The sequence below is a fragment of the Peribacillus sp. NPDC101480 genome, from assembly GCF_050277335.1.
Classification (GTDB): domain Bacteria; phylum Bacillota; class Bacilli; order Bacillales; family DSM-1321; genus Peribacillus.
This window is the reverse complement of sequence record NZ_JBNNSB010000001.1, coordinates 117567-139294: the sequence shown is the minus strand read 5'-3', so window position 1 is coordinate 139294 and position 21728 is coordinate 117567. Positions and strand designations below refer to the sequence as shown.

The following is a 21728-nucleotide window of genomic DNA, read 5'->3' as shown; positions in this document are numbered from 1 at the left end:
CTCCAAGTCTGACAAACATGTCAGACTTTAAAAAGTCGCCGGCCATTGTTTCGAATAGCCCTTGGCTCTCCAGTATCGAAAAAGGCTTAATCATTGAAGAATTGAGGACAATTATGCTGACAAGAAAAATTGTGTGCACTCCTGCTAAAAATTAGGGTATACTAAGCCTATACTTAAGTGGGACAATATGGGTAAAGGGAGGTCACAGCATGGGCACAGTTATTATCGTTGGGGTTGCTATTACATTTTTAGCCGCTATCTTCACTGCCGGGTATAATGATAAACCAGGTGTGAAATAAAAAAATAACAGCCTTTCTTAAATCCAAAAAGGGGACAGCAAATTAAATTTGCCGTCCCCCTTTTTTTCACCCTCATCGATATTAATAGTTAGAGCATGCCAATCAATGAAATGGCTACACCATTTATACAGCGTCCTTTTTTTCAGTGTGAGCGGCAATGTTATTCTCCATCGATCTCAAGTCTTCATTTACTTTTTGTCCTTGTTCCAAATATTCTGTTTGGAATCCGCTCTTTATTGCCCAACTATAAAACCCTAGAGATAAACATGTTATGAGGACCATATCCCAACCAAATGGGATTATGTTTAGTCCACCAAACTTTTCACTGCCTAAGTATGAAATGGTCATCATACAGAGTAAGTAAACAACCATCCAAACCCCAGCCAAGAAGTTTTGACGGAATCCCTTCCAATTGATTTTTGCTTGATAATAGAAATAAACTGGGAGACCAATCATAATGATAAATAATACTTGTCCTGTCAGTGGCCACCTTGCCCAATATAAAACCAAAGAAGCAAAAACAAAGCCAAGCGGTGCAATGATACTTAATCCTTTTAGACGTAATGGTCTGTATAAATTCTGACCGGTGCGCCTTAATGTCATAACAGTAACTGGACCTGTAATATAAGAAACTAATGTCGCAACCGAAATAACCTCTGCCAATACTCCCCAGCCTCTAAACATGAATAAAAATAAGAAGGATACACCTAGATTAAAAAACATGGCTTGACGAGGGATACCATAAAGTGGATGAAGTTTTCCAAATACGCTTGGCAAATATTTATTCTTTTCCATTCCATAAAGCATTCTTGACGTTGTCGCCGTGTATGTTATTCCCGTCCCGGAAGGAGAAATAAAAGCATCAACGTATAGTAAAATAACTAACCAGTTTATACCTAGGACTATTGCTAAATCAGCAAACGGTGAATTGAAATTCAAATGTTGCCATCCGTTCACAATCATGGACGGATCAACGGCCCCAATAAATGCAATCTGTAATAAAACGTAGATAACCGTTGCAATTAAGATGGAGCCTATTACTGCAAATGGAATCGAACGTCCAGGATTCTTTGCCTCACCTGCCATGTTAATCGGACTTTGAAAACCGTTAAATGCAAAGATGATACCAGAAGTTGCTACAGCAGTAAGCACACTTGCCCAACCATTAGGAGCGATACTTCCTGCAGAGGTAAAATTAGATCCATGAAAACCGGCAAATAAAAGTGAGCCGATCGTCAGTCCAGGTATAATAACCTTAAAGACTGTAATAAATGAATTTGCTTTTGAAAACAAACTAACTGTCCAGTAATTCAATAAAAAATAGACGACCAATAATGCAGAAGCAATTGCCAAGCCTGCCCCAGTTAGACTCCCATTTTCTACTAAACCATGTGTCCACTCCGCCCATTTCCATGGCCATGAGCTCATATATTGAACAGAAGCAATCGCTTCGACTGGAATTACAGAAACAATTGCGATCCAGTTTGCCCAACCTGCAAGAAAACCTATAAACGAGCCATGAGAGTATTGCGTATATTTTACCATCCCCCCAGCTTCAGGAAACATTGCCCCTAATTCACTGTAAGATAGTGCGATAAATAAAATAACAACCATCCCGATAATCCAGGAGATAATGGCAGCCGGTCCTGCGATTTGTGCCGCTTTCCATGCTCCGAATAACCAACCTGAGCCAATAATTGACCCGAGTCCTACCATCGTTAACGAAAACGTACCCATCTTTCGCTGCAAATTATTCATATGTTCATCACCATGCTTTCCAAATTTCATTCTTTATAATGACGTTCTTAACTGATTTATCAATTGTTTCAAGTTCGTCCAATTGATTCTTGAAGTGATTGCTGAATTGCATCACCTCTTGCTAAGTTTAGTGAATTGTAATGCAAATTTTGGATGTACCCTATATTGCTTTTTTAATATGAACAGATTTTCTCTGCTTTTAGAAAATACTAAGATCCCATTCCTGTGCCATTTGTTTCAATAACATACCACCTGTTACGCTATTCCCATATTCATCAATGGCAGGTCCGTATATACCAATGCCACATCCATCTTGAAAGGGAAGCCCGCTTCTGGAACTTGGAGGAACAAGTGCCATGATCCCGCCAGATACTCCACTTTTGGCAGGCACCCCCACAAAAGCCGCAAATTTACCTGAAGCATTGTACATACCACAAGTAAGCATTAATGCTTTGGCCAGCTTAGCCACTTTTTTTGGGAGTACTTGTTCTTTACGGATGGGATGGTATCCATCTTGTGCAAGAATCAGCCCAAGCAGGGCTATGTCTTCTGTGGTTACTACTATGGAACATTGTTTGAGGTAAACCTCTAAAGCTTCCTCTACATCCGATTCTAAATAATTCGTCTCTTTTAAATAGTGAGCCAAGGCTCTATTTCTATGAGAGGTTTGCCACTCAGATTGATACACTGCTTCATTGATGGCCGGACGCTTTCCTAACAAATTTTCAAATAATGTATAGAGAAATTCTAATTTCTTTCGTGAAGTATCACCTGGGAGAAGCGAAGCTATGGTAATCGCCCCTGCATTTATCATCGGATTGAATGGCTTTCCCGGCTTATGCATTTCTAAACGAATAATTGAATTGAAAGCATCTCCAGTTGGTTCCACATCGACCCTCTCTAACACATAAGAAATGCCACAACCCAAGCACGCGGCTATAAAGCTGAGCACTTTTGAAATACTTTGCAGCGTGAATGGGACTTCCCAATCCCCTGACTTGATCATTGTTCCACCAGGCTCCAGTATGCAAATGCCTAATTGCGATAAGTGTGCATTCCTCAATGCAGGTATATAATTGGCGGTTTGCCCTTCAGTAGCATAGGGTCTGTAATGTGCCACCCATTCATCTAAGTCGGCTTGCTTTTGACTACTAACGTGAATGTCATACTCTTTTGACAATTCTTCAATCACATTTTTCCACCTCTTCAGTTGTTGTATCATTATTCAAAATGAGCGTTTTACCGAATGCCATCATGCTGCAATAGATTAGATGAAAACATAATGAATATTCTAATAATTGTTAAGCGCTTTCAAAAAATTCTATCTACCGTTAATTTTAAATTGGGAACTACATAATCATACGAAAACCTACAAAATCTAAAAAATAAAAATCCACTAAAAAAACGGAATCATCTCACATGTTCCGTTACCATTTTTTGTGGATAGAAAAACAGATTGGTTTTGCGATAATTGGTTTTAAGCCGTTCCATTCAGGAACAAAGTAAGCGTTGTATTGAAGCTGATGAAACTGTATACTGATTTTTTAAACAAATTGGGAGGTGACGACTTGAATCTGAGTACGTTAATGAAAAAAGAGGTCAATATCCTTGCTTTGATGTTGTTAACAGTCCCATTAGCAGGCGAATTGAGTTTTTATCCTTTAAATGAAACGTTTCGGGTAAGTTTTGGTCCACCTGTACTTTTCTTCTTTTTACTATTATTACAGAAAACACCTGCCATTCTTTCGGGCTTCCTGACAGGAACAATGGTTGTGGTATTTCGTATTCTTATAGATTTTTTCATTCATGATAGTTTTTCCTGGGCTTCCGCTTTCCAAGTTCATTATCCAAGTTTTTTCTTTTATTTCACCTACTGCTTTCTTTTTTATTTAGTGAAAATCAATCGCTTTCAAAACCGATCTTTGATTATTGGATTTATTGGTCTCATTATCGAAATATTGTCTGACTCAGTAGAATTAATCTTTCAATATATTGTATTGGAAACAACAATTACGCTAGGTTCACTGAACGAGATGATCATGATCGCATTCGCCCACAGTTTTATTGTTTTAAGTTTTTTTAATATGATGAAGCTTTATGAAGCACAATCAAGGGAACGACAAATCAGAAAACAAAATGAACATATGCTGATGCTCATTTCCAACTTATACGAGGAAACGATTCATTTAAAAAAAACATTAAAAAATGCTGAGAATATTACAAAGAAATCGTATGATTTGTATCGAGATTTAAAAGCTCTGGAAAAACGGGAAAAGCAACCTCATGTTCATACAGAGCCATATAGTCAAAAGGCATTGCGCATCGCGGGTGAAATGCATGAAGTCAAGAAAGATAATCAACGAATTTTTGCCGGTCTTTCCAAATTGATTTCCAATGAGAGTTTTAAGGATTATATGAATGCTGCTGAACTTTTTCATTTAATTATCCGAATTAATGAAAAATATGCCTTATCTCTAGGAAAGGATATACAATTCGAATACTCATTGGATCAAAAAAATGATTCACATTATCATGTGTATACCGTGTTATCTCTTTTCAATAATTTAGTCGCAAATGCAGTTGAAGCAATTAAAGATAAGGGAATCGTCCGTTTAAGTTTGTGTGAAATCCATGACAATGTGGAATTTAAAGTTGCTGATACTGGACCTGGAATTCCTCAAAAATATCAGACTGTCATATTCAAACCTGGGTTCACTTCAAAATATGATCATTTCGGGACACCTTCAACGGGGATTGGTCTCTCATATGTTAAAGAGGTCGTAAAAGAACTGGGAGGCGATATCCTGTTTGAGAATAGTTTTAACGGCGCTGTTTTTTCAATAAAATTACCCATTCATAAGTTGATCCAGAAAGGATGATTCCATGCGTTTTTTTATAACAGATGATGATTGTGCCATACGTTCGAACTTAAGCCAAATTATAGAGAACGAAGATTTAGGAGAAGTGGTGGAGGAAGCCGAGGATGGGAGTCTATTAGAAGGCCATATTCTGAATTTAAAACAAATTGATATATTATTCATTGATTTATTAATGCCCATCCGGGATGGCATTGAGACACTTCGTCATATAAAAAGTACATTTAACGGAAAAATAATAATGATTTCGCAGGTTGAATCAAAGGAGCTGATTGGTGAGGCATACTCACTTGGAATAGATTATTATATTACCAAACCAATCAATCGTATTGAGATATTAACAGTTATCCGAAAAGTTATGGAACGGATTCATTTAGAAAGATCGATCACAAATATCCAAGCTTCTTTGAATAGTGTATTGAATTTTGAACAGCCAAAAGTTGATAAATCCAATAGTTTTAATGAAAAAAGTATAAGTGAGGTAGGTGAATTCCTACTATCGGAATTAGGGATCGTTGGAGAAAATGGCGCAAAAGATTTAATGGAGATGCTTCAATATTTATTTATGTATGAAAGGACTTTTACTTTTGGAAAGCATTTCCCTACCCTTAAAGATATCTTTGTAGAAATCACCAAAAAAAAGCTCGGTACATCAGCTTTGCAGGCTGATATCAATCGAGAAATAAAAGCTGCCGAACAGCGAATACGCAGAACGATTAACCATTCCTTAAATCATTTTGCCTCGCTCGGTTTAACGGATTTTTCAAATCCGAAGTTTGAAAATTATGCTTCCAAATTTTTTGATTTCACAGTCGTACGCCAAAAAATGAAAGAATTGCAAAATGATTCAACAATAGTTCTTACACCTACCCGGGTAAATACAAAAAAGTTTATTCAAGTATTTTATTTCGAAGCGAAACGATTGAATCCTGATGAAATAATTAGATATAGATAATCAATGATTAAAACAAAAAACTACGGAAGCACTTAATGGAACATAAAATCCCCTGAAGGATTTCAGGGGATTTTAGCAAGTTCTTATTTTTTCAACAATAAATACATGAAATAAGGAGCACCGATCAATGCAACCATGATACCTGCAGGAATCCCCTCGGGTTCAATTATATTACGGCCTATAGTATCGGCAAGCAGCAATAGCCATCCACCGATTAAAATGGCGACCGGAATGAATAGTTGATTTCGAGGTCCTACCAAGGATTTCGCTATATGCGGGGACATAAGTCCAATGAATGCAATTCCGCCTGTAACAGAAACGGCAGCCGCTGCCAGTGCTACAGCCGTGATTAGCAGTACGATCCGCTCCTTTTCAATCGATACACCGACCCCAATTGCGACCGGTTCACTTAAACCAAGCAGATTCAAACGATTCGCTTTATATAAAGTGAATGGAATGAGGATGATTAACCATGGAATAATCGCCCAAACGAAAGGCCAATCCGTGCCCCATATATTTCCCGCCAACCATTTTGAGATGAAATCGACCTTTTCTCGTTCCGCTGATGAAATGAGGACAATCATCAGGCCTGAAAGCGCCATTGAAAAACCTACGCCGATCAACACTAACCGAACGGGTTCAAGGCCACTCCTTCTCTTGAATGAGAGAATATATATTAAACAGGCCGTCAGTAACGCTCCGATAAAACCGACAAGCGGAACCATGTAAACAAAAGAACCAGCATCAAGCGGGAAAAACAGAAAGAAAGCTGCAATGGCAACACCTGCTCCTGAGTTGATCCCGATGATTCCGGGATCGGCTAAATCATTACGTGTGATCCCTTGCAGAATGGCTCCCGACAGTGCAAGGGCCATGCCTGCTAAAAGGGTGATGATGATTCGCGGTAACCTTACGGAAAATAAAATGAATTCCTCTTTAAACGTCCCTTGCCCGAAAAGCGTGGGAATCAGTCGCCCTAAAGAAAGATTGGAATATCCCGAACACGTCCCAATAATGATCGTAACGATGATGAGTGCAGTTAATGCACCTATTATCCATCGCTGTTTTTTGACTAATGATGACTGGATCATGAAAATGCTTTACCCCCTTTACGCACGATTAGGAGGAAGAAAGGTAAACCGATCATCGCAACAACCGCTACCACAGGTGTTTCATATGGAGAATTGATGGTACGGCCGATTGTATCGGCAAGCAGCATGAAAGTGGCTCCCAAAATCGCAGACATAGGAAGGATGAATCGATAATCCGTACCCACGATAGCCCGAACAATATGGGGGACCATTAAGCCGATGAACACCATATTTCCAACAAGTGCAACGGCAGCACCTGCCAGGAGAATGATGACTACGAAAAGAACCGCCTTTATTTGTGTTGTCTTTTGCCCTAAGCCTACTGCCACTTCTTCACTTAAGCTAAGTATGGTGAGCTGTCTGGAAAAGATAAGGGAAATCAGGATGCCTATCAAAATGAACGGGACGATTACCCGAAGCTGCTCCCATGAAGTTCCGATATTCCCGCCAGCTGTCCACATCGATACATCTTTTGATACCTTGAAATAAATGCCTACCCCTTGCGAAACGGCAAATAGGAATGCAGAGACTGCAGCACCAGCCAATACAATCCGCAAAGGTGAAAATCCGCCCTTTTTGATCGCACCAATTCCGAAAACCATGGTTGCCCCGACAGCGGAACCTATAAAACACGCAATCATGATCCCTAAATTATTAGCATTTGGAATAAATGCCAAAGTAATGGCGAGACCTGCATTGGCTCCTGCCGTCAATCCAAGCAACCCCGGATCGGCAAGTGGATTCCTGGTCATTCCCTGCATGATGGCACCAGAAACGGCAAGTGCTGCACCAACAAAGATTGCGCCCACTTCACGAGGGAAACGGATTTCCCGGATGATTGAAAGCTTTTCACCGACAGCATTTGATGTCAGTGCTTGCCAGACATCTTTTACAGTAACATCCGCCGCCCCAAATGCCATTGAAATAATGAACATGCCTATGAATACAGCAATCCCTATGAGCAGTTTATATATAAATGGGATGAAACGTTGATTTTCTTTAGTCATCTGTCTCTCTCATCTCTTTTTTATAGAATAAAAGGAGAGGAATTGGAATCCCTCTCCCTCACTGTATTATTTTCCAAGAAAACTTTTAGAAAAGAAGTCTAATTGGTATTCTAATGTTATTGGATCATTGAAGTAGAATTTTTTTGCATCAGCTTCATATAGCTGATTGTTTTTAACGGCAGGTATGTTTTTAAACGTATCTGTTTGTTGGAATGAATTGTCCTGATCTTTGTTATTGCTCAAAATCACATAATCACCGGCATAGTCTTTCAGGACTTCTAATGATAAGGCAAAGTAACCATCTTTCAATGCCACTTCTTTTACCTTTTCAGGCATGCCCAATTTCATTTCTTGATAAAGGATTTCCGTTCCACGGCCCCAATTATCGCCGTATACATAGAACTGTTTGTCAAACTTTTCGAAAACGGAAACGGTAGCATCTTCTCCAATTTTAGCCTTAATTTCATCACCGGTTGTTTTTGCCCGTTTTTTGAAATCATCCACCCAAGCTTGAGCTTCTTTTTCTTTATTCAAAAGTTTACCAATTTCTACATGCTGTGTTAAATAGTCCACTTTTCCGTATGTATACGTTACAGTCGGAGCAATTTCCTTTAATTTATCGACATTTTTAATCGTTGATAAACCAATGATTAAATCCGGATCCAACTCAATGATTTTTTCCAGGTTTTCGTCCGTGACTTCCTCGACATTTTTTAACTCTTTAAAGTTCGGGTTCATTTTAGACCACGAATCGACACCTACAAGGTTAACATCCAAAGCCATTACGTTACCTGCGAATGAAGATAGTACTAAAACACGTTGAGGATCTGCCGGAACTTCAACAGGACCATTTTCAGATTGATATGTGATGGTACCTGATTTTTCCTTTTTGGAAGCGGAGCTTTTTTCTTTTTCGGTTGACTCGTTACCACAAGCACTAATAATTAACACTAACAGCAGTATAAACGGGATCATTATCTTTTTCATTTGTTGTCAAATCTCCTTTTAATAAATTGTATGTACTGCACATTGGTTTGTTTGTTCGTTGATCTCGTCCGATTACCGCATCAATATGGAATACTTCCTTAAGCACTTCATGAGTGATGACTTCTTCACAATCTCCTGCTTTGACTATTTCCCCGTCCTTTAAGGCAATGATATAGTCGGCAAAGCGAGCAGCTTGGTTTAAATCATGAAGAACCATGACAATTGTACGTCCCTGTTCTACATTCAGCTTTTGTAATAATTCTAGAACCTCCAGCTGATGCGCCATATCCAAATAGGTGGTCGGCTCATCAAGGAAGATGATTTCCGTTTCCTGGGCAAGTGCCATCGCAATCCAAACACGCTGGCGCTGACCTCCTGATAGAGCATCCACCGGACGGAACTTGAAGTCTTTCGTACCGGTCACTTCAAGTGCCCAATCAATCACATCATAGTCTTTTTGGGTCAGGCGCCCAAAACCTTTTTGATAGGGAAAGCGCCCATATGATACGAGCTCCCCAACCGTCAAACCGCTTGCACTCTCGGGTGTCTGCGGAAGTATGGCCATTTTTCTTGCAAGGATCTTAGTGCTTTCTTTTGAAATATTCACCCCATCTAAAACAACCGTACCTGATTGATTAGAAATGATTCTGGTGATCGCTTTCAAAAGTGTCGATTTCCCACACCCATTTGAACCGATGATCGTCGTGATTTTTTTATCTGGAATTTCCACACTGAGATCTTTTACAATTAAACGTTCACCATAACCAATATTCAAATCCTCTGTATATAGGCGAACCATTTTTTAACCTCCATTTACTTAAAAATAGGTAAGTAAAAACTCAAATGAAAATGATTATCATTATCCACTACTTAATTACTATAATTCTATCTAAATATATTGTCAATGGTAATTTCATGGGCATATAAGAAGAAATTCTGACAGGATTTTTTGGGCCGGTCCATATTACCGACTGACAAATGAACACAGTAAAGATCCCGGAAATATTTCCGGGATCTTTACTGCTAGGTCCATACTCAGGACTTTGGAAGATGTCCCTTATGGGAAGGGCAATAAGCCATTACCATCAATCAATGTTTCTTAAATCCTTGCTTCTCAACATAATCTTTCATGTACAACCTGCTTTTCTTTCCAAGCATTCCAGCCATTTGCTCGGTCCAGGTGTCTTTTCGTTTACCTTCAGTCCGACGCTCGTAATAACTGGAAATCGTTTCATTATACTCTTCAAGTTGTCCGATGAACTCTTGCTTATCCTCCTGATATCCATTTTCATGATAAATATTGGACAGCGGCAAACGCGGCTTTTTATCCGAACGGTTTTTCGGATATCCGACCACTAGAGCGAATAATGGTATAACGCGATGCGGTATATTCAATATTGCTGACACTTCTGGGAGATTATTGCGGATCCCGCCTATATAGCAAATGCCAAGATCCATCGATTCTGCTGCCAATGCCGCATTTTGAGCCGCAAGAGCAGCATCAATACAGGCAACCATGAATTTCTCCGTACTTTCAATTGATTCGGACAGGTCAGTGTTTTCCATTTCGGAAACCATATCATGACGATATAAATCGGCGCAAAAGACGAATAGATGTCCATTCTTCTCTACATATGATTGTGGTCCGGCAAGTTCAGCAAGCTTGGCTTTCTTTTCCGGATCGGTTACCCCTATGATTGAATACGCTTGAATATAACTTGAAGTCGATGCCGCTTGGGCACATTCCACAATCGTATTGATTTGCTCCTCAGACAATAACTTGTCCTCAAAAGAACGTATGGAACGGTGATCTAAAATCTTCTCAATAATGTTATTCAATGCTCCCACCCCTAAAGAATATGTAAAGTATCCATCATCGGGGCTGAAATAATGCCCCCGATGACAGTAATGATGAAACTCAACCTTTTGTTTTCAAATCCAATTCACGGTAATTTTGCTGTCTAAGTGCTTCATAAACCAAGATGGCAGCCGTGTTCGACAGATTAAGTGAACGTACTTTATCCGTCATTGGAATCCGCAGGCACCGATCCATATTTTCTTGGATCAGATCCTTCGGGAGCCCCGTCGTTTCACGGCCAAAAATGAAGAATATCTCACTGTCTTGATCACTGTAATCGAAGCAGGAATGCGGCTGCTCCCCGAATTTCGTCAAGTAATAAAATTCACCGCCGGCATTTTTTTCAAAAAACTCTTCTAACGAATCATAATAATGGATCTTTACATTCTCCCAGTAATCGAGCCCGGCCCGTTTGAGCTGTTTGTCATCCGTCGAGAAACCGAGCGGGCGAATGAGATGTAAAGACGTATCCGTCCCTGCACATGTTCTTGCGATATTTCCTGTATTTGCTGGAATCTGTGGTTGATATAAAACTACATGTATTGACACTTCATTTTCACCTCTAGTTTGAACTTCACCTTAATTATAGCATTAAACAAAAAAGACTAAAAACCAATCACCCTCCATCCAAAATCACAAAAAATTTATAAACGATGTTCGGTGTGTATCTCGTTGAATCCTCATATGTCCAATACCGGTGACGGCTGTTCATCGTATGTGCATTCACTAGCGGCATCCCGTCCTGATCCTTCGCCGTTACGATCAAGTTATGATCAAACCGTCCGTCCCCTTCGAAATCTATACAAAGGATATCTCCCAAATTCAATTCCTTGGCCGACTCGACCTGCTTTGTCCTGATGGCATTCCCGGCTTTAAGCAGATGATATAAAGAATGGGCCGTCGTCCATGTATAACTCCAGCTTTTCCCTCTTATCCACCAGCCCTTACTTTTATTTGGGGCCCCCCACATCGGTATTCCTCCTGCATGTAAGCATTGTGAAATGAAATTCGTACAATCATCAGTGAATTTATGATAAGCGGGATTGAATTCGTTCCACCAACGCTCGGCATATTGGACAGCCTTCATCCGATCATATTTATATGCGAGACGCTCTGCGCCTGGATCACATTTTGGCGGTGCCCCTTCGGTTTCAAAGCTCGGAATCAGCTCACTTTCATCCACTATATAACCATTTCGAAACCGGGCCTCCCTTTCCTCCATTTCTTCTTCTATATAAAATGAATCCTCCTGTTTCAATAAATATTGCAGGTGCACGTGATATGTCAGAACTGTATCATTGTCTTCCTTTCTCTTTGAATGTACCTTGCCTGCCGCATTCACCCGAACAATTTCCGCAGCACGGTTTCTCATCATTTCCTTCTTCAAATGTAACTTCCTTTCACCCCGTTCCAGATCATCGGAAGTATAAAACTCCACTCTTTCTTGTAAAAGGCGTTGCAATTGTTCCCTCAAGTTCATGCCCTCCTTCTTACCATCTATGCTAATGTGTATGTATGAGGGCATGGACAAAAACACAATTTCATAAAATGTGGGAGTTTCAACTTTATATATATATAATGATACTTTTAAAAAGGTTTCCTTGAAGGTAACGGAATATTCTAAGCCAAAAAAGCCGCCCCGTTAATATTTACCGGGCGGCTGCATTTTAGATATCATTTAGTTTCCAAGGTAAACTGCAGTCCTTTCTCAATTTCCGCCAATACCTCTTCATCCGTTTCCTTCATTCTTGCATCTTCCAATGCGGAAACAGCCTGCTCCCGGCCAATTTTCCCAACTGCCCAGGCCGCCGTCCCCCTGATGACAGGCCGCGGATCATCCTTCATGACCTGTATCAATTGAGGCAATGCCGTTTCATCTTTGAAATGGGCCAATGCTAAAATGGCATTTCGTTGGATTGGTTTTTTACCGCGCCAAGAGCCAGATACATGGCCGTATGTCTCTTTGAAGTCCCTATTCGAAATCGTAAGCAGCGGTTTTAACAGAGGTTTCGCCAGCTCCGGGTCGGGTTCCATCTCTTCATGAAAATGAAAATCCATTCCTTTGTTTTTCGGACAAACGGTCTGGCATGTATCACATCCATACAAACGATTGCCTATTTTCGTCCTGAACTCATCCGGAAGGAAACCTTTTGTCTGCGTCAAGAACGCAATGCAACGCTTGGAATTTAGCTGCCCGCCCTGAACGAGCGCTCCAGTCGGGCAAACATCGACACATTTATTGCATGTCCCGCATTGATCTTCCATCGGTTGATCCGGTTCAAATGGCAGGTTGGTTATCATGTCTCCCAAGTATACATAAGACCCGAATTCCGGTGTGATGATCATACTGTTTTTTGCACTCCAGCCAATACCTGCACGCTCAGCCACTGCCCTATCAGATAACTCGCCCGTATCAACCATGGACTTCATCATTGCTCCTGGCACCTTATCACTGATGAAATCCTCAAGTAACTGCAATTTATTACGAAGAACGGTATGATAATCCGTTCCCCAAGACGCCCGGCAAAAAATCCCCCGGCGCTCACTTTTTGTACTTTGCGGAGCATCCTTCAATTTAGAAGGATAAGCAAGCGCAATCGAAATGATGGATTGCGGTTTATCGAATATCAATTCAGGCCTTACCCTTTTATCTATATCGGCTTCTTCAAACCCTGACTGATAATCCAGCTCCTGTTGACGTATCAACCGACCTTTCAATTCGGTAAAGGCCGTGGCCGATGTAAAGCCGATTTTATCGATGCCGATTTCCTTACTATATATAATCACTTCTTGCTTGAATGTGTTCATATCCATATTAATCACCTACGTTCATTCAGTATTCCCATTGAAAGCTTGAATCTTTTTCAAACCATTGCTATCTATGATAAACTAATTGCAATCATTTTTGGAGGTGAAACCGTTGGAAATTACCGTATCAGCTAATCTTAGCAGTAAAATCCCTCAATTCAAAGTTGGGATCATTACATATGAAAACATCGAAGTAGGTCCCTCCCCGCAAATGGTGAAAGGAAGACTTCAATTATTTCAGGAAGCTCTTTTCTTCGATCTTGAAGAAAAGGAATTGGCCGACTTTTCCGGCATTAAAGTGTGGCGGGAGATTTTCAAGGCTACTGGAACAAATCCGTCACGGTACCGCCCCTCCGTGGAAGCCCTTTACCGTCGAGTAAAAAAACAGAATTACTTGACACCCATTCACTCAGCCATCGATTTAAATAACTTCTTCTCGCTGTTATATGAAGTTCCGATTGGCATTTATGATGCGGAAAAATTATCAGGGGACATCTCGATTAAGATCGGCGAGGAGTCAGATGGTTATGAAGGTTTGAACGGCCGCTTGAATTCCATGGAGAATATGATTACATCTGCCGATCATGTGGGCGCATTCGGAAGTCCTTACGTTGATTCAGAACGCACGAAAGTCACCGAAGAAACGAAAAAAGCTATCCAAATCATTTATTTACAACCCAATACTCCAATCACGGAAGCAGATCAGCTGACGAAATCCCTGATGGACATGTTCCTTGAAATCCATGGTGGTGAAGGGACTTACTCGATTGTAGAAGGATAATTAAAATTCGAACGAAATTAAACCCTTTCCACAATCGGAAGGGGTTTTTATGATTTTTCCAATTAATAAAACCAGTCCTCTAGTATCCTTTTATTCAACCGATCGATCCATACCCTGAAAAAAGCGATAAAATGATTCCTGGATTTTAAGAGCATAAAGGATCACCTAGCTTAAATTTGGTTCGGGATGAGTCTAGCCTACGGACTTTTCTTAAATTACATTCCAGTTGGTTCCAGAAATCCGCTCCCTTTCCGCCGACTGTCTGCCAAGCCTCCTCGGCGCAAGCGCCTGTGGGGTCTCGACTAGCCAGTTATTCGGCAGGAGTGTCGCAAATTTCTTCCATCCATTAAGGATTACAGTAAAACAACATCAAGGATCACCTAGTCTTAAACTTGGTTCGGGATGAGTCTAGCCTACGGACTTTTCTTAAATTACATTCCAGTGATTCCAGAAACCCGCTCCCTTTCCGCCGACTGTCTGCCAAGCCTCATCAAAGCAAGCGCCTGTGGGGTCTCGACTAGCCAGTTATTCGGCAGGAGTGTCGCAAATTTCTTCGAACCAGTGAGGGTTTCATAAAACAATAAAAAAACAAAGAGCGAGATTGCCTACAATTTTATCCAAAAAAATGTTTTTGCTGTTTTCAGCCGGAGCACTTTTGTTTCAACCTACACCTCACTATTCCGACTCCCAATCCCTTTTTGTCGCCAAACTGCAACCATAACAATGGTTATTACATATCCGCACACCTTGCTCTTCCCCATTAACAGTGTCTAAACAGACCTAAACTACATAACTTGCAAGTTTGGACAAAAAAAAGCACACACTTAGTCAAACTGATTCTACTTACGTAGTTAATCACATTGACTAAGTTAGTGCTGAATCGAAATCCCCACTCTCCAGGATGGAGGATAATATAAAAATTTTTCGGGCATAACATACTTACTGCAGGCAATTTGAACAATAAAAAAAATCCCACTGTAAACAGTAGAATTCTTGTAATAATATTTAAACGCAAAGCTTCGTTCTCCAGGTAACGAAACCCTACGTTATGAGTATGTATTGGAGCGGGTGAAGGGAATCGAACCCTCATCATCAGCTTGGAAGGCTGAGGTTTTACCACTAAACTACACCCGCATATTCTTGTAGAAGTTTGTCGAATTACCAATCAACAAAATTAATTATATAGTTTAATGTGAAAAAATGCAATAGTTCTTTTAAAAAAAATTAATAATTAACGTATTGTAACGTTAATATATTCATTCACTCTAGTAAAAATGTTAAAAAGTCCTCTGAATCAGAGAACTTTTTCATCCTATATGATGATCTAAGACCAAATGACTTCCATTAACCGCGGATAAACCTGCTGTGCCGTTTCAAGCAGCATGATTAACTTCCTGAACGCCAGATCCGGTACGATGTCCCCCTCAATGGAGTATGAATACCGAATGGAAATGGTCCCATTTTCCTCATACAGCTTAGAATACCTAAAATTAGCATTATATTCATTCAACAGTGTATGTACATCCTGTTTCTTTTCAGGATTCTTCAACTCGGCGACATTAAAGCAAAATAAGTCCGCCACATTTTCATCTTGATTGAAAGCAAATACTAAAAGGACCTTCCAGCCGTCCTTTAACTTTTGCTCAGCCCTAAAAAAGGTGGTGCCATCTTCATTCAACTCATTCATATAGATTTTCTCACTAGTTAAAAAATCACGAAATTTAGCAACGTTTGACATGGTTCATCACCTTTCTCTTTGTAATTACATTTTATAATGAAAACTGGCATTTTTACAGACTTTTCTATAAACCTTCCAATTTCATCCTATTAATAGGGGCGAAGAATCACTCATTTAAAGAAAGGGATTCAAATATGATCTCCCGGATCAATAGATTGATTAGCCAGTTGCTTCTCCGGAAAACTGAAGCGCATCTTGTAGGTCCAAAATTTCCTGACGGATTTTTGAATATCCTTCTATTTCTGGCACTTCTTTATTCGTATGTGATCGACTTTTATCGGCCGCTATCGCCATGTTTTCGAAAACATACAGCAACTGAGCAAGCTCCCGCTCTGAAAGGATTGGCCGTTCAGAGGATTTTAAGCTGGCATTTAGATAATATCCCAACTGTTCTATCGAAAATATAACGGGCCAAAGAGATTCCAATCTAGCCTTGTTTTTGAATATCTCACCAAGGGATGCATTGTAGACGGTTAATAGATTCACCATATTTGTTTGCATTTTGTTCCTTTCACTGCTTTCATCAATTGCAAGGTCATTATCTTTTTCAGAGAACGCCATCAATAATAGCTGCCCCTGGCTACGAATCGTTTTGGCTATTAAATGATTGAGAAGACTGGATGCCGAACGACTTCCGAGTAACAGCGTCCCAATAAGCCCTATCAAGCTACCAACGACAATATCGGTTATCCTTACAGTCGCAAAAAAACCGAAATCATAGCTTTGAGATGAATATTCCGCCATGATCAATGCTGAAGGGGTAAAAAACATCGCCGCCAATCCATAATTCCGAACGATGAAAAGCTCTGTAATGAATGTCAAAGATAAAATGATCAGAACGATGATGAACTCGTTATGAACGGCTGCTAGAATTAAACTTGCTATCAGGAGTCCGATGACCGTCCCGAAAGTCCTTTGGACCGCCCGATGGAATGTGGAGATGATGGTCGGACCCGACATAACGGCAGCACAGGATAAGGGAATCCAGTACGAACGGTTAAAATCGGCGGAATAGGCGATGATCGCCGCAATGGTAAGGATTGTTCCATATCGAATGGAAGAGAGGAAAACAATGGAATTCTTATCGAACGCCCCAAGAAAAATGGTCTTTAAAGAAGGCTTGGAGATGGTTGCTGCTTGATCGATTTTTTGTACAGGTTCATTCATGATGGCATCTGCATTGTATATCATCATGAATAACGCTTCCACCTCATCAGTCATTTGGTCAGGTTGAAGGATCTTTTTTTTATTCTTTTTTCCAGATGCAATGGAACCGGCCAAGGCACGAACGGAATGACCTAATTCTGGCGGCATCACGATCTTTTTGTTCAAGGTAATCTCCAGAGCCTCCAAGAATATGGCATTGGCATGTTCATTCAATAGATATAATCGCTTCAACTCATCTGGACTTCGCCTGTTTGAAACCCCCGCTAACAGTGTATCTTCAGCGTGTTTCATCGCCAATACGGTTCTTTGTCTTGCTTTATTGAATGTCTCGGTGCCCATGGAATCAAAGAATGCCCCCAATTCTCTGTACACCTTTTCTACCGCAAGCGATTCTGGTCCATGAGGGTTGAAAAACCAGCCTAACATACAGATTATCCATGATAGTGCCCCACCTATTAAAACGAGGCCACCACGCAATGGGGCAAGACTTTGTTCAACGGGCATACCTGTCGCAAGCGCAAAGCTCAAGACGAAAAATACCGCCGAAGGACCGGTTATCTTTAATGCACCAAATACAAAAAAAACACTGGCCCCGATGATACCCATCATTATGGCTGTTCCTAATTGGTATGGAGCCAAAAGCGTCCCTAAAACAACAGATAAAGCAAGACCCACCATCACAAAGAAAATCTTTTTAGCTCTTTGGCGATACGGTTGGTTAAACACGTATAAATAAGCGAAACCTCCTATCCCTGCAAGTAAACCGTACGATAAATTTCCGAATAATAAGCCAATGAAAACAGGTAGTGCAGCAGCTATACCTGCACTTAGTGCTTTTATCCAAGGAAATGGAATCTTTTTTATTTCAAAAGCCTGTTTAAATGTCGTATGTATCGTATCCAATTTCAGAGATTCCGAAGAGGACCTTTGCTTATTTTCACTCATTTTCAATTTATCCTTTCATTAAAGATTCCAACTCTGTAGTGAATGCTATGTCTGATGAAGTGACTTCTCATAATTAATATCCTTCATATGGATCAAAAGATACCACTTAAGGTAATGAAGGATCATATAACTTGAAAGAAAACGGCCTTTCCCCGATTTAAATCGAAAAAAGGCCGCTTTTGTCATAAGCTGCTTAAAAATCCCAACAAAGGACCTTCCTCAGCTTTATTTCCAGAAAACTTATAGTTGAGCGAATTCAGGCTCCGCAACTTTTACAAGCTGCTTACCGAGGTTCGTTCCTTTAAACAAGCCTAAAAATGCATCAGGCGTGTTTTCGAACCCTTCAATAATCGTTTCTTCATACTTCAGCTTTCCTTCTTGAAGCCACTTACCTAAATCCGTAGCACCCTCTTGGAATCTAGAGGCATAATTTCCAACTGTGAAACCTTTCATTAGTGCACTCGTTTTGATCATCGCCGATTGCAGACGCGGTCCTAGATCTTTTCCTTCTGCGTTATACGAGGAAATCGCTCCGCATAATGGTATTCGGGCATTCGCATTCAAAAGTGTGAAAACAGCATCGGACACCTCGCCGCCCACATTATCGAAATAAACATCGACTCCATCGGGAACAGCATTAGCTAAATCTGTCGCAAAACTATCACTTTTATAATTTACGGCTCCATCAAATCCCAGCTCTTTCGTTAAATACTCAAGTTTTTCATCTGAACCAGCGATGCCAACAACCTTCGCACCTTTAATCTTAGCAATTTGTCCGACTACTGAACCAACTGCTCCAGCCGCTCCTGAAACGACTACCGTTTCACCTTCTTGAGGTTTACCAATATCAAGCAAACCAAAGTAAGCAGTTAAACCGGTCATTCCAAGAATCCCTAAATGAGTTGTGACCGGAGCCACCTTGGGATCAATCACGCGGATTTCTTTTTCGGTGACAACTGTGTATTCTGCCCAGTCGATATTCCCAACAACGACATCCCCTTGTTTGAAGGAATTCGATTTGGACTCAACAACTTCAGCAACAACGCCGCCAGTGATGACCTTATTCAATTCAAATGGAGCAATATATGATTTGGTATCTTGCATTCTGCCACGCATATATGGATCGACAGATAAATATAGTGTACGTACTAAAATCTCATTATCCTTTGGTGTGGGAACTTCACTCTCAACAAAGTTGAAATCCCCTTTCGATGGCATACCTTTTGGACGGTTTGCCAGGGTGATTATTTGTTGTTTAGTTTGTGTCATCATTGTTCCTCCTTGGTTTGAATACGTAATTTCGAAAAGAAGCGTATCACTGATGAAGTTTATAGGTCAAAGAATATGATTGGTTTTTGCTTCCATAACACTCTTATGTAGTCTTTCCTATAAACCCCAAACTTGCTACAGCCTATTATGTCCCATGTTTTTCATTTCAATATACGGTTCACTCCCAGAAAAATTTAACGGCCTTTCCCCGATTGGATACCGAGAAAAGGCCGCAGCTTAAAACTCTATTTTTATTGTCTGCTTGGCAGATGATCAACCTCCGCACTATCCCGATTTAAAAAATCAGCCTGGACAGTTTGTACTGCAATCATTGAGACTATGTTCGCCCATGAAAAAACTACTAGCTTAATGGATAGTCTACATCAATTTTGAAATAAACATCGTGGCAATTCCAAAGTAAATAAGTAACGAGAGGATATCATTTAGTGTTGTAATTAGCGGACCAGAAGCAACTGCAGGATCGATGTTGAATTTATATAATATCAAAGGAATAATGGTCCCAGCTAAAGTTCCGATAATTAGGGTCATCACTAACGAACTTCCAACCACTAATCCCAGAACGGGATTTCCCTGCCAAACATAAGCTATGATGGAAATCAATATTCCACAGGTAACGCCTATTATCAATCCAACTTTCAATTCCCGTATAATAAGTCTGGTCACGACTCCTTTATCAGTATCACTAGTGATTAGGCCCCTTACAACAACAGCTAAAGATTGTGTACCTGTATTTCCAGTCATCCCTGCGATCATCGGCATAAAGAAGGCAAGTGCAACAACTTTGGACAATGTTTCTTCAAAACCGCTTATAATGGTTCCAGACACCAATCCGATAAATAAAAGTAGAATAAGCCAGGGAAGCCGACGATATGCGGCCACGTGCGCCTTCGTATCAAAGTCTATAGCTTTACCGGATGCCGATAATTTTTCAATATCTTCATTCGCTTCCTTAATGACAACATCAATAATATCATCGACGGTTACAATTCCTAATAACTCATTATTTTTTTCAACTACAGGAATTGCTAAAAAATCATATCGCTCAATAACACGAGCTACCTCTTCTTGGTCTTCATAAGCAGTAACCGAGATAACCCGGCTATACATAATATCTTGAATTTTTTCAGATTCATCATTTATTATTAAATCCCGATATGAGACAACACCTACTAATTTTTTATCATTATCTATTACATAAAGATAATTGATCGTTTCCGAAAACTCCGCAAAGATTTTCAGTTTTTCAACTGATTCACGAACTGTATAATGTTGGGGGATCCAGACAAAACGGTTTGTCATTATTCGCCCGGCCGTTTCAGGGGGATAATTCATGATGTTTTGAACGATTTTTGATTCTTCTTGTTTCATGCCTGAAAGAAGTTCTTCAATTTTTTCAGGGGATAGGTCCTCTAACAATGAAGCTAGATCATCATTATCCATTAGATCCATTACATGACCGGATTTCTCTATTCCTAATTTACTAAGGATTTTTAATTGATGCACTTTCTCAACTTCTTGAATCAGTTCAGCGATTTGTTCTGAATCAAGTAACAACAGGAAACGTGTATGGTGTTTTTCTGGTAGCCCCTCAAAAATTCGCGCAATGTCATAAGGTTGGAGTTCTTCTAATATTGCTAAAAATTCATTCTTTTTTCCTTCTTTTAAAACTTTTATGATTTGTAAAGTCATTTGATCTTCGGTCAGGACTTTTTTCATCTTGTCACTCACTCCTTTTTAGGGGAGCAAAAAAATATTTCCCTTAAATACTAAGAGTAAAAAAAATATTTATTCCCCTTCCAAAATCTTGTTTTCATTCACGTGTATGTCGACGTGAATAGTTATCCAAATTCCTCACCCCCAGGAAAAAAATAAAAAAACCTCCATTACAAATGAAGGTGTTAAATACGGTATATATGCGTACATTGTCTGGATGACAAATACAACAGTCGTATAAGACTGAATGACAAATACAAGCATAAATCCAGTTCCTCCATTCGTAGAGCTTTAGCACTGTGTGGCATAGGACAAAGCCAGCTACATTAAAAACCACCTTATGTCGATGGTTTCTGTTGACCCATTGGCGTCTTTCGACATTTTTGGGCAGTAGCGTATCTCCTACACAGGAGCCTCACCTAACGAGGATATTTAATTTACACATCCACTCTAAA

Annotated in this window: 17 protein-coding genes, 1 tRNA gene and 1 riboswitch; of the genes, 3 read left to right on the top strand and 15 right to left on the bottom strand. The window is 40.0% G+C overall.

Annotated elements, in window-relative coordinates; translation table 11 throughout:
• Positions 1-422: 422 nt before the first annotated feature.
• Both ACQKMF_RS00765 and ACQKMF_RS00760 read right to left on the bottom strand, forming a co-directional pair.
• Positions 423-2057: an APC family permease gene (locus tag ACQKMF_RS00765; RefSeq protein ID WP_101223358.1), complete on the bottom strand. Its 1635-nt coding sequence runs from the start codon at positions 2055-2057 to the stop codon at positions 423-425.
• Positions 2058-2256: 199 nt separating this feature from the next.
• Positions 2257-3246, bottom strand: a complete 990-nt coding sequence (locus ACQKMF_RS00760; RefSeq protein WP_202190600.1) for a glutaminase — start codon at positions 3244-3246, stop codon at positions 2257-2259.
• Positions 3247-3673: 427 nt separating this feature from the next.
• Here ACQKMF_RS00760 and ACQKMF_RS00755 point away from each other — a divergent pair, with 427 nt between their 5' ends.
• Both ACQKMF_RS00755 and ACQKMF_RS00750 read left to right on the top strand, forming a co-directional pair.
• Positions 3674-4936 (top strand): ATP-binding protein, encoded by a 1263-nt coding sequence (locus ACQKMF_RS00755; protein ID WP_427572386.1) that lies wholly within the window; start codon positions 3674-3676, stop codon positions 4934-4936.
• A gap of 4 nt (positions 4937-4940) precedes the next feature.
• A complete protein-coding gene (locus ACQKMF_RS00750) occupies positions 4941-5888 on the top strand; it encodes a response regulator (RefSeq protein ID WP_101223360.1) in 948 nt (315 codons plus the stop codon).
• Positions 5889-5971: 83 nt separating this feature from the next.
• Here ACQKMF_RS00750 and ACQKMF_RS00745 read toward each other — a convergent pair whose 3' ends face one another.
• From ACQKMF_RS00745 to queG, 8 genes are all read right to left on the bottom strand, one after another.
• On the bottom strand, positions 5972-6979 hold the full coding sequence (locus ACQKMF_RS00745; RefSeq protein WP_260359168.1) for a FecCD family ABC transporter permease: 1008 nt from the start codon (positions 6977-6979) through the stop codon (positions 5972-5974).
• Complete coding sequence (locus ACQKMF_RS00740) at positions 6976-7986, bottom strand: FecCD family ABC transporter permease (protein ID WP_101223362.1); 1011 nt, start codon at positions 7984-7986, stop codon at positions 6976-6978. Before ACQKMF_RS00740 ends, ACQKMF_RS00745 begins: the two co-directional genes overlap by 4 nt.
• Before the next feature lie 66 nt (positions 7987-8052).
• The gene (locus ACQKMF_RS00735; protein ID WP_101223363.1) at positions 8053-8973 is read right to left on the bottom strand and encodes an iron-hydroxamate ABC transporter substrate-binding protein; all 921 of its coding nucleotides are present in this window, start codon (positions 8971-8973) and stop codon (positions 8053-8055) included.
• Positions 8924-9772: an ABC transporter ATP-binding protein gene (locus tag ACQKMF_RS00730; RefSeq protein WP_101223364.1), complete on the bottom strand. Its 849-nt coding sequence runs from the start codon at positions 9770-9772 to the stop codon at positions 8924-8926. Before ACQKMF_RS00730 ends, ACQKMF_RS00735 begins: the two co-directional genes overlap by 50 nt.
• 290 nt (positions 9773-10062) lie before the next feature.
• Positions 10063-10812 carry an oxygen-insensitive NADPH nitroreductase gene (gene nfsA / locus ACQKMF_RS00725; protein WP_101223365.1) on the bottom strand — a complete coding sequence of 250 codons (750 nt, stop codon included), beginning with the start codon at positions 10810-10812 and terminating at the stop codon, positions 10063-10065.
• Between the two features lie 79 nt (positions 10813-10891).
• A complete protein-coding gene (gene trmL / locus ACQKMF_RS00720; protein WP_427571337.1) occupies positions 10892-11380 on the bottom strand; it encodes a tRNA (uridine(34)/cytosine(34)/5-carboxymethylaminomethyluridine(34)-2'-O)-methyltransferase TrmL in 489 nt (162 codons plus the stop codon).
• A 67-nt stretch (positions 11381-11447) separates the two neighbouring features.
• Positions 11448-12305: an amidase domain-containing protein gene (locus ACQKMF_RS00715; RefSeq protein ID WP_101223367.1), complete on the bottom strand. Its 858-nt coding sequence runs from the start codon at positions 12303-12305 to the stop codon at positions 11448-11450.
• Positions 12306-12505: 200 nt separating this feature from the next.
• Positions 12506-13645 carry a tRNA epoxyqueuosine(34) reductase QueG gene (queG, locus tag ACQKMF_RS00710; protein ID WP_260359169.1) on the bottom strand — a complete coding sequence of 380 codons (1140 nt, stop codon included), beginning with the start codon at positions 13643-13645 and terminating at the stop codon, positions 12506-12508.
• Positions 13646-13751: 106 nt separating this feature from the next.
• Here queG and ACQKMF_RS00705 point away from each other — a divergent pair, with 106 nt between their 5' ends.
• Entirely contained in the window at positions 13752-14420 is a 669-nt protein-coding gene (locus ACQKMF_RS00705; RefSeq protein WP_402939840.1) for a B3/B4 domain-containing protein, read from the top strand.
• Positions 14421-15480: 1060 nt separating this feature from the next.
• Here ACQKMF_RS00705 and ACQKMF_RS00700 read toward each other — a convergent pair.
• The 5 genes from ACQKMF_RS00700 to mgtE form a co-directional block, all read right to left on the bottom strand.
• Positions 15481-15554: transfer RNA gene (locus ACQKMF_RS00700), tRNA-Gly, on the bottom strand.
• 190 nt (positions 15555-15744) lie between these two features.
• Positions 15745-16158, bottom strand: a complete 414-nt coding sequence (locus ACQKMF_RS00695; protein ID WP_063235961.1) for a YbjN domain-containing protein — start codon at positions 16156-16158, stop codon at positions 15745-15747.
• 159 nt (positions 16159-16317) lie between these two features.
• Positions 16318-18270: an FUSC family protein gene (locus ACQKMF_RS00690; protein ID WP_427571334.1), complete on the bottom strand. Its 1953-nt coding sequence runs from the start codon at positions 18268-18270 to the stop codon at positions 16318-16320.
• A gap of 240 nt (positions 18271-18510) precedes the next feature.
• A complete protein-coding gene (locus ACQKMF_RS00685) occupies positions 18511-19539 on the bottom strand; it encodes an NADP-dependent oxidoreductase (protein WP_230178055.1) in 1029 nt (342 codons plus the stop codon).
• A gap of 378 nt (positions 19540-19917) precedes the next feature.
• Entirely contained in the window at positions 19918-21276 is a 1359-nt protein-coding gene (mgtE, locus tag ACQKMF_RS00680; RefSeq protein ID WP_402939847.1) for a magnesium transporter, read from the bottom strand.
• 265 nt (positions 21277-21541) lie between these two features.
• Positions 21542-21707: riboswitch (M-box (ykoK) riboswitch) on the bottom strand.
• Between the last annotated feature and the right edge of the window lie 21 nt (positions 21708-21728).

Excerpts from the sequence above, each read along its gene's own strand:
- ACQKMF_RS00765 (WP_101223358.1), bottom strand. The coding sequence starts at position 2,057 with ATGAATAATTTGCAGCGAAAGATGGGTACGTTTTCGTTAACGATGGTA.
- ACQKMF_RS00755 (WP_427572386.1), top strand. The coding sequence starts at position 3,674 with ATGTTGTTAACAGTCCCATTAGCAGGCGAATTGAGTTTTTATCCTTTA.
- ACQKMF_RS00750 (WP_101223360.1), top strand. The coding sequence starts at position 4,941 with ATGCGTTTTTTTATAACAGATGATGATTGTGCCATACGTTCGAACTTA.
- ACQKMF_RS00745 (WP_260359168.1), bottom strand. The coding sequence starts at position 6,979 with ATGATCCAGTCATCATTAGTCAAAAAACAGCGATGGATAATAGGTGCA.
- ACQKMF_RS00740 (WP_101223362.1), bottom strand. The coding sequence starts at position 7,986 with ATGACTAAAGAAAATCAACGTTTCATCCCATTTATATATAAACTGCTC.
- ACQKMF_RS00735 (WP_101223363.1), bottom strand. The coding sequence starts at position 8,973 with ATGAAAAAGATAATGATCCCGTTTATACTGCTGTTAGTGTTAATTATT.
- ACQKMF_RS00730 (WP_101223364.1), bottom strand. The coding sequence starts at position 9,772 with ATGGTTCGCCTATATACAGAGGATTTGAATATTGGTTATGGTGAACGT.
- queG (WP_260359169.1), bottom strand. The coding sequence starts at position 13,645 with ATGGATATGAACACATTCAAGCAAGAAGTGATTATATATAGTAAGGAA.
- ACQKMF_RS00695 (WP_063235961.1), bottom strand. The coding sequence starts at position 16,158 with ATGTCAAACGTTGCTAAATTTCGTGATTTTTTAACTAGTGAGAAAATC.
- ACQKMF_RS00690 (WP_427571334.1), bottom strand. The coding sequence starts at position 18,270 with ATGAGTGAAAATAAGCAAAGGTCCTCTTCGGAATCTCTGAAATTGGAT.
- ACQKMF_RS00685 (WP_230178055.1), bottom strand. The coding sequence starts at position 19,539 with ATGACACAAACTAAACAACAAATAATCACCCTGGCAAACCGTCCAAAA.
- mgtE (WP_402939847.1), bottom strand. The coding sequence starts at position 21,276 with ATGAAAAAAGTCCTGACCGAAGATCAAATGACTTTACAAATCATAAAA.